The sequence below is a fragment of the Nonomuraea roseola genome, assembly GCF_039535395.1.
Taxonomy (GTDB): domain Bacteria; phylum Actinomycetota; class Actinomycetes; order Streptosporangiales; family Streptosporangiaceae; genus Nonomuraea; species Nonomuraea roseola.
Window position 1 is genome coordinate 1 of record NZ_BAAAXC010000007.1, and the last position, 6589, is coordinate 6589.

General features: G+C 70.7%; 6 protein-coding genes and 2 pseudogenes. 4 read left to right on the plus strand and 4 right to left on the minus strand.

Annotated elements, in window-relative coordinates; translation table 11 throughout:
• Positions 1–309: 309 nt before the first annotated feature.
• Positions 310–1713, plus strand: coding sequence for a hypothetical protein (locus ABFX55_RS08305; RefSeq protein WP_346119242.1), 1404 nt, complete (start codon positions 310–312; stop codon positions 1711–1713).
• Between the two features lie 60 nt (positions 1714–1773).
• Here ABFX55_RS08305 and tyrS read toward each other — a convergent pair whose 3' ends face one another.
• Entirely contained in the window at positions 1774–3039 is a 1266-nt protein-coding gene (tyrS, locus tag ABFX55_RS08310) for a tyrosine--tRNA ligase (RefSeq protein ID WP_346119244.1), read from the minus strand.
• Between the two features lie 116 nt (positions 3040–3155).
• On the opposite strand from tyrS, the gene ABFX55_RS08315 reads away from it, so the two are divergent.
• The 3 genes from ABFX55_RS08315 to ABFX55_RS08325 are packed head-to-tail and all read left to right on the plus strand — an operon-like array spanning position 3156 to position 4136.
• Positions 3156–3671, plus strand: a complete 516-nt coding sequence (locus ABFX55_RS08315; RefSeq protein WP_346119245.1) for a hypothetical protein — start codon at positions 3156–3158, stop codon at positions 3669–3671.
• On the plus strand, positions 3626–3814 hold the full coding sequence (locus ABFX55_RS08320) for a hypothetical protein (RefSeq protein WP_346119247.1): 189 nt from the start codon (positions 3626–3628) through the stop codon (positions 3812–3814). Before ABFX55_RS08315 ends, ABFX55_RS08320 begins: the two co-directional genes overlap by 46 nt.
• Before the next feature lie 10 nt (positions 3815–3824).
• Positions 3825–4136 (plus strand): hypothetical protein, encoded by a 312-nt coding sequence (locus ABFX55_RS08325; RefSeq protein ID WP_346119249.1) that lies wholly within the window; start codon positions 3825–3827, stop codon positions 4134–4136.
• Here ABFX55_RS08325 and ABFX55_RS08330 read toward each other — a convergent pair.
• The 3 genes and pseudogenes from ABFX55_RS08330 to ABFX55_RS08340 form a co-directional block, all read right to left on the minus strand.
• Positions 4021–4830: a DNA-3-methyladenine glycosylase gene (locus ABFX55_RS08330; protein WP_346119251.1), complete on the minus strand. Its 810-nt coding sequence runs from the start codon at positions 4828–4830 to the stop codon at positions 4021–4023. The genes ABFX55_RS08325 and ABFX55_RS08330 overlap by 116 nt on opposite strands.
• Positions 4812–6210: pseudogene (argH, locus tag ABFX55_RS08335) on the minus strand (argininosuccinate lyase). The gene ABFX55_RS08330 and the pseudogene argH overlap by 19 nt, the downstream one beginning before the upstream one ends.
• Positions 6211–6259: 49 nt before the next feature.
• Positions 6260–6589: pseudogene (locus tag ABFX55_RS08340) on the minus strand (argininosuccinate synthase); the annotation flags it as partial.

The window sequence follows — 6589 nt, forward strand, 5'->3', positions numbered from 1 at the left end:
CGTCTTCCGCATTCGTTCGTGGTGCCGAGCCTAGCAGCCTTCTCGACTGCTCGAGCCGCACCGCCCCGTCTCCGGGGCAACCCTCTCAACTTACCGTGCCACTCGCGCCTTGTCCAATCAACCGATTTTCCCGGATGATGATCGAGGTGCGCCGTACCGTCGGCTTGTTCAGAAGAGATCTCCCTCGGGGCCCGTCCGCCGTCTCGCGGCGTCCGGCTCGCTCCCGGGGCACAGACGAGACTAGGTCGGTATCGCCATCCCGTCAAATCCGCGTCCGGCATGTCGATCTCGCCCCGTATCCTCCTCTAGGTGACCGCCACGATCGCCAGGCCCGAAAGCCCCCCGCTGCCTCCTGTTTCGACACCGTGGTGGGCTCCTCCCACCGCCGCGATCGTGGCGTTCGCGGTGGCGCTCTCGGGTTCGGGCTCCTCCACGCTGAACGGCGACGAGCTGGCCACGCTCAGCGCCGCCCGCCGTTCCATCGCCGGGATGTGGGAGCTGGCCCAGCACATCGACGGGCACTTCCTGCCGTACTACCTGTTCATGCACTTCTGGATGAAGGCCGGCACGGCCGAGCTGTGGCTCAGGCTGCCCTCCGCGCTGGCGATCGGGGTGGCCGCAGCGTTCCTGGTGTGCCTGGGCCGCCGCGTGCACAGCCTTTCCGCGGGCCTGGCCGCCGCCGCGCTGTTGTGCGCGCTGCCCTCGGTCTCCTACTACGGCGCCTTCGCCAGGCCCTACGCCTTCGCCGCCGCGGCGGTGACCATCTCCTTCTGGGCGCTGCACCGTTCCCGATGGGTCTCCTACGCCGCTTCGGTCGCGCTCGTCGGCTGTACCCACCTGTTCGCGGTGCTCGTGCTCCCCGCGCAGCTCGCGCTCCTGCGCGGCCGTACCAAGACGATGGTCCTGGCGATGGCGGCCGGCTTCGTGCCGGCCGCGGTGCTGGGTCTCATCGGGTACGGCGAGCGGCACGCGATCAGCTGGATCCCGCAGCGCGGTCCCGACGTCCTGCTGAAGTTCCCGAAGATGGCGGCGGGCGCCGAGGGCGTCGGGATCGCGCTGTTCGCGGTGGCTCTCGCCGGAGCCTTCGTGCTGATCAGGCGCGACACCCGCTGGGGCCTGGCGGTGACGGGGTGGCTGCTGCTGCCGCCCGTCCTGCTGCTGGCGGTCTCCCATCTGGTGACACCCGTGTACGTCGACCGCTACCTTTTCGTGACCGCTCCCGCGCTCGTGCTGCTGGCGGCGATCGCCGTGGCCGAGCTGCCGCGCCTGGCCGTGCCCGCCGCCGTCGCGCTCGCCGTCGGAGCGGCCGCGCTGGCCTTCCCTCAGCACCTCGACGTCAGGGAGCGCAACGGCCGCTTCGAGGACGTCCCGTGGGCGATCGGCCGCATGAAGCTCGAACCAGGCGATGCGATCGTCTATGGCCAGAGCTCCCTGCGCACCGGCTTCGACTACTACGCGACGAACGCCATGCCCGACGACGTCCTGCGCATGGGGAACGCGCCCGCTACCGACAGCTTCGGCTATCCCGAGCGGGCGGACGTCTCCGTCGCGCTGCGCGGCCGCGACCGGGTCTGGCTGGTGTGGCGCGGCGCGAAGAGCGCCGACCTCCCTCAGCACGGCCGGGTACGGCAGGCGGGCTTCGCCCTGGTCAGGGCCTGGCACTCGGCCGACATACCCGGACTGACTGTCGCCCTCTACACCAGGAAGGGCTGACGCTGACGTAGACGGCGAAGCGGGCCCCCTCCACGAGGAAGCCCGCCATGAACGTGAGTGTCAGCCGACCACGACCCCGCCGATCGACTTCTTGCCACGACGCAGCACGAGGAAGCGTCCCTGCAGCAGATCGTCGGCGGACGGCGTGTAGGCCTCGTCGGTGATCTTCACGTTGTTGAGGTACGCGCCGCCCTCCTTGACCGCGCGCCTGGCCGCCGACTTCGACTCCACCAGGCCGCTCTCGGCCATGAGGTCGACCAGCGTCGCTCCGAGCGAGTCGACCTTGGCGAGAGGCACCTCCGCCAGCGCCGCCTCCAGCGTCGGGGCGGACAGCTCCTCGAGCGAGCCCTGCCCGAACAGCGCCTTGGAGGCGGCCACGACGGCTTCGAGCTCGGCCCTGCCGTGCAGCAGCTCGGTGAGCTCCTCGGCCAGCGCCCGCTGCGCCTCCCTGGCGAACGGCCGCTCGGCGACGGCCTTCTCCAGCTCCTCGATCTCCTCGCGGCTCCTGAACGTGAACACCTTCAGGTAGTGGATCACGTCCCGGTCGTCGGCGTTGAGGAAGTACTGGTAGAAGGCGTAGGGCGAGGTCATGGCGGGGTCGAGCCAGAGCGCGCCGCCCGCCGTCTTGCCGAACTTGGTGCCGTCGGCCTTGGTGATCAGCGGGAGCGTGAGCGCGTGGACGTGGCCGCCCTCGACGCGGCGGACCAGGTCGACGCCCGCGGTGATGTTGCCCCACTGGTCGCTGCCGCCGATCTGCAGCGAGCAGCCGTGCCTGCGGTACAGCTCGAGGTAGTCGTTGGCCTGCAGGATCTGGTAGCTGAACTCGGTGTAGCTGAGCCCCTCGCCCGCGAGCCTGGCCGCGACGGACTCGCGGGCCAGCATGCGGTTGACGGGGAAGTGCTTGCCGATGTCGCGCAGGAAGTCGATCGCGGACAGCTCGGCGGTCCAGTCGAGGTTGCTGACCATGAGCGCGGCGTTGGGCTGCGCCTCGAAGTCGAGGAATCGTCCGACCTGGCCGCGCAGCCGCTCCACCCATCCGGCGACGACGTCACCCGCGTTGAGTGAACGCTCGGTGTTGCGCCCGCTGGGGTCGCCGATCAGCCCGGTGGCGCCCCCGACCAGCCCGATCGGCCGGTGACCCGCCAGCTGGATGCGGCGTAGCGTCAGCAGCGGCACGAAGTGTCCGACGTGCAGCGAGGGAGCGGTGGGGTCGAAGCCGGCATAGACCGAGATCGGTCCCTTGGCCATGGACGCGCGAAGGGCGTCGAGGTCGGTGGACTGCGCGATCAGACCTCGCCATGCGAGGTCGTCGATGATGTCGGTCACGATTCCGGCTTTCCGAACGAGTGGACATGGACTGGCTACAGAGTGCCCGATCTCGGCACCTGTCGCCACTTGAAAACCCTCCTGCGTGATCATGGCAGACGTTAGGATCCCCTGCCGTGGCCGATTCCTCCGGATCCAACCGTGGCACGATCATCGCGGCCGTCATCGGCGCGGTCGCGACTCTCGCGGCTGCCGGGATCGGCATCCTGGCGACCCAGAGAGCCGCGGGAGACGCCGCGGCCAAGGCGGGCCCCACGGCGACCGTCACGATGACCGTCACCGCGACCGCCACCGTCACCGCCAACAGCGCCGTGACCGCGAACAGCACCGCCCCCGCCGACGACACCGCCACCCCGCCGGGCGAGACGGGCCGGACCACGGGCATGGGTGAACGCTGGCGAGGGGTCTACGCGCTCAAGGACGACGTCTCACTCGAGTTCGACCACGAGAGCGGTGCCAGGACCTCGACCGACGACACGGAGGGCGACGTCCACGGCTGGTTCGCGGCGGAGTCCGCCAAGATCTACGCGCACGACGGCGTCAAGGTGGCCGCCTGGGAGGAGGAGCGCGCACCCACGGCGGAGGAGTGCGCGGCGCGCACCGCGAGCGCCGGAGCCGCCGACCAGGACTAGCGGCGGGCCCCAAGAAGACGGCCGAGGGCGTCTGCGTCCTCAGCTCCGAGGGCAACCTGGCCTGGCTGGAGCTGAAGACGGTCAAGAGCGAGCTCGGCTGGCCGAAGTCGGTGTCGGGGAGCGCGGTCGTCTGGGGGCGGTAGCCTCGCAGCCATGTGGAGGGTTCGCCGCGAGCTGGTCGCAATCAAGATCCTGGCCGCCGTGGCCTGTGCCGCCCTCGGCGGCTACTGGTACCTCTCCGGCGACGTGCGCGGCGTGATCCTGGCCGTCCCCGCCACCCTGCTGGTCGGCGCCATGGCGCTCAGAGACCTCCTGGTCCCCGTGCGGCTGGCCACCGACGAGTCCGGCATCACCGTCGCGCACGGCTACGCGGGCTCCCGCCACGTCCCCTGGGGACCAGATCGAGGACATCAAGGTCGACGTGCGAACCCGCTACGGCAGGCGCAGCGAGATGCTGGAGATTGACACCGGCGACAACCTGCACCTGTTCAGCCGTTCCGACCTCGGGGTCTCGCCCACCGAGGTCGCCGCGGAGCTGCGACGGCTCAGGGCGGCGTAGCCGGGAGCCGTTCAGCCACGCCGCCTGGGCACGTGCGGCCGGTACGGCGAGACCGTCGGATCCCCCCTCGATCCAGAACCGCCAGGGGGTGTCGGCCCCTGTGGAGATCCCGGTCCTCGGTCCCGCGAGCACCGAGGCGGGCGGGGACCCGTCGAGCACCTTGCCGATCATGTCCAGGCCGTTGTCCTCGCGCCCCCAGCCGAGCGCCACGGCCAGCCTGGCGGGGCCTCTGGCCAGGTCGCGGTCGCGGGCCCCGTTGCGCCGTGCCCTGGCCACGTCGAGGCCCGACACGATCTCGCCCGCGCGCAGCAGGATGGCCGAGCCGTGCCCCTCGGGCAGGCAGACGAGGTTGGCGCAGTAGTGCATGCCGTAGGTGAAGTAGACGTACAGATGCCCCGGCGGGCCGAACATCACCGAGTTGCGCGGGGTCTGTCCTCGGTAGGTGTGAGAGGCGGGGTCCTCCCCCGGCAGGCCGTACGCCTCGACCTCGGTCAGCCTGACGCCGACCTCGCCGTGCACGAGGACGCGCCCGAGCAGTTCGGGCGCGACCTCGTGAGCTGGCCTGTCGAAGAAGTCCCTGCTCAGGAGCCCGAGGCCCATGCCGCCTGGGCGTCGACAGCCTCGCGAAGCGCCGCGATCTGGTCGCGGACCCTGTCGGGCGCGGTGCCGCCGTGCGCCTTGCGCGCGGCCAGCGCGCCCGGCACGTTGAGCACGTCGCGCACGTCGGGGGTCAGGTGCGGGGAGACCTTCGCCAGGTCCTCGTCGCTGACCTCGCCCAGGTCGACGTCGTTGACCTGGCAGTAGACGACCAGGTGGCCGACGGCCTCGTGCGCGTCGCGGAAGGCCACGCCCTTGCGCACGAGCAGCTCGGCCAGGTCGGTGGCCAGCGCGAAGCCGTCGGAGGCGGTCGCCGACATGCGCGCGGTGTTGACGCGCATCGTGGAGACCAGCCCCGCGACCGCGGGGAGCACCAGCAGCAGGGTGTCGACGGTGTCGAAGACCGGCTCCTTGTCCTCCTGCAGGTCGCGGTTGTAGGTCAGGGGCAGGCCCTTCAGCACGGTCAGCATCGACATGAGGTTGCCGATGAGCCGGCCCGACTTGCCGCGCGCCAGCTCGGCGACGTCGGGGTTCTTCTTCTGCGGCATGATCGACGAGCCCGTGGAGTAGGCGTCGTCCATCTCGATCCAGCGGAACTCCTGCGAGGCCCACAGGACGATCTCCTCGCCCAGCCTCGACAGGTGGACGCCGATCATCGCCGCGTCGAAGAGGAACTCGGCGGCGAAGTCGCGGTCGGCGACGGCGTCCATCGAGTTCGGCGCCGCCGCGGAGAAGCCGAGCTCCTCGGCGACCACGACGGGGTCGAGCGGCAGCGACGAGCCGGCCAGCGCGCCGGAGCCGAGCGGCGAGATCGCGGCCCGCTTGTCCCCAGTCGATCAGCCTGTCGATGTCGCGGGCGAAGGCGTGCACGTGCGCGAGCAGTTGGTGGCCGAACGAGACCGGCTGCGCGTGCTGCAGGTGCGTCATGCCGGGCGCGGCCGTGTCGGCGTGCGTGGCGGCCTGCGCCATGAGCGCCGTCTCCAGCTCCACCAGCCTGGAGATGATCGTGCGCACGTGGTCGCGCAGGTACAGGCGCAGGTCGGTGGCGATCTGGTCGTTGCGGCTGCGCCCCGCGCGCAGTTTGCCGCCAAGCGAGCCGAGCCGCTCGAGCAGCCCGCGCTCCAGCGCGGTGTGCACGTCCTCGTCGGCGACCGTCGGCCTGAACTCGCCCGTCTTGCAGGCGGTCTCCAGGTCGTCGAGCGCGCCGATCATGCGCTCGAGCTCCTCGTCCGTCAGCAGCCCCGCCCTGTTGAGCACGCGGGCGTGCGCCCGCGAAGCCATCAGGTCGTACGGCACCAGCCGCCAGTCGAAGTGCACGCTCACCGACAGCCGAGCCAGCGCGTCGGCGGGGCCCGACTCGAAACGCCCGCCCCACAGCCTCATCGGCTTGCCACCATCACTCACCGTAGTCTCCTCCTCGTCACCCGCGATCCTAGCCATGCCTGGCGTCACGGGCTGCCGCGATCTTGGAGGGGAGGCTCCACAGCTGGACGAAGCCCTTGGCCAGGGACTGGTCGAAGGTGTCGCCCGTGTCGTAGGTGGCCAGCGAGAAGTCGTACAGCGACTCCTCCGAGCGCCTGCCGGTGACGACGGCGCGGCCGCCGTGCAGGGTCATCCTGATGTCGCCGGAGACGTACTTCTGGGCGTCGGCGATGAAGGTGTCGAGGGCGTCCTTCAGCGGCGAGAACCACAGGCCGTCGTAGACCAGCTCGCTCCAGCGCTGGTCGACGCCGCGCTTGAACCTGGCCAGGTCTCGCTCCAC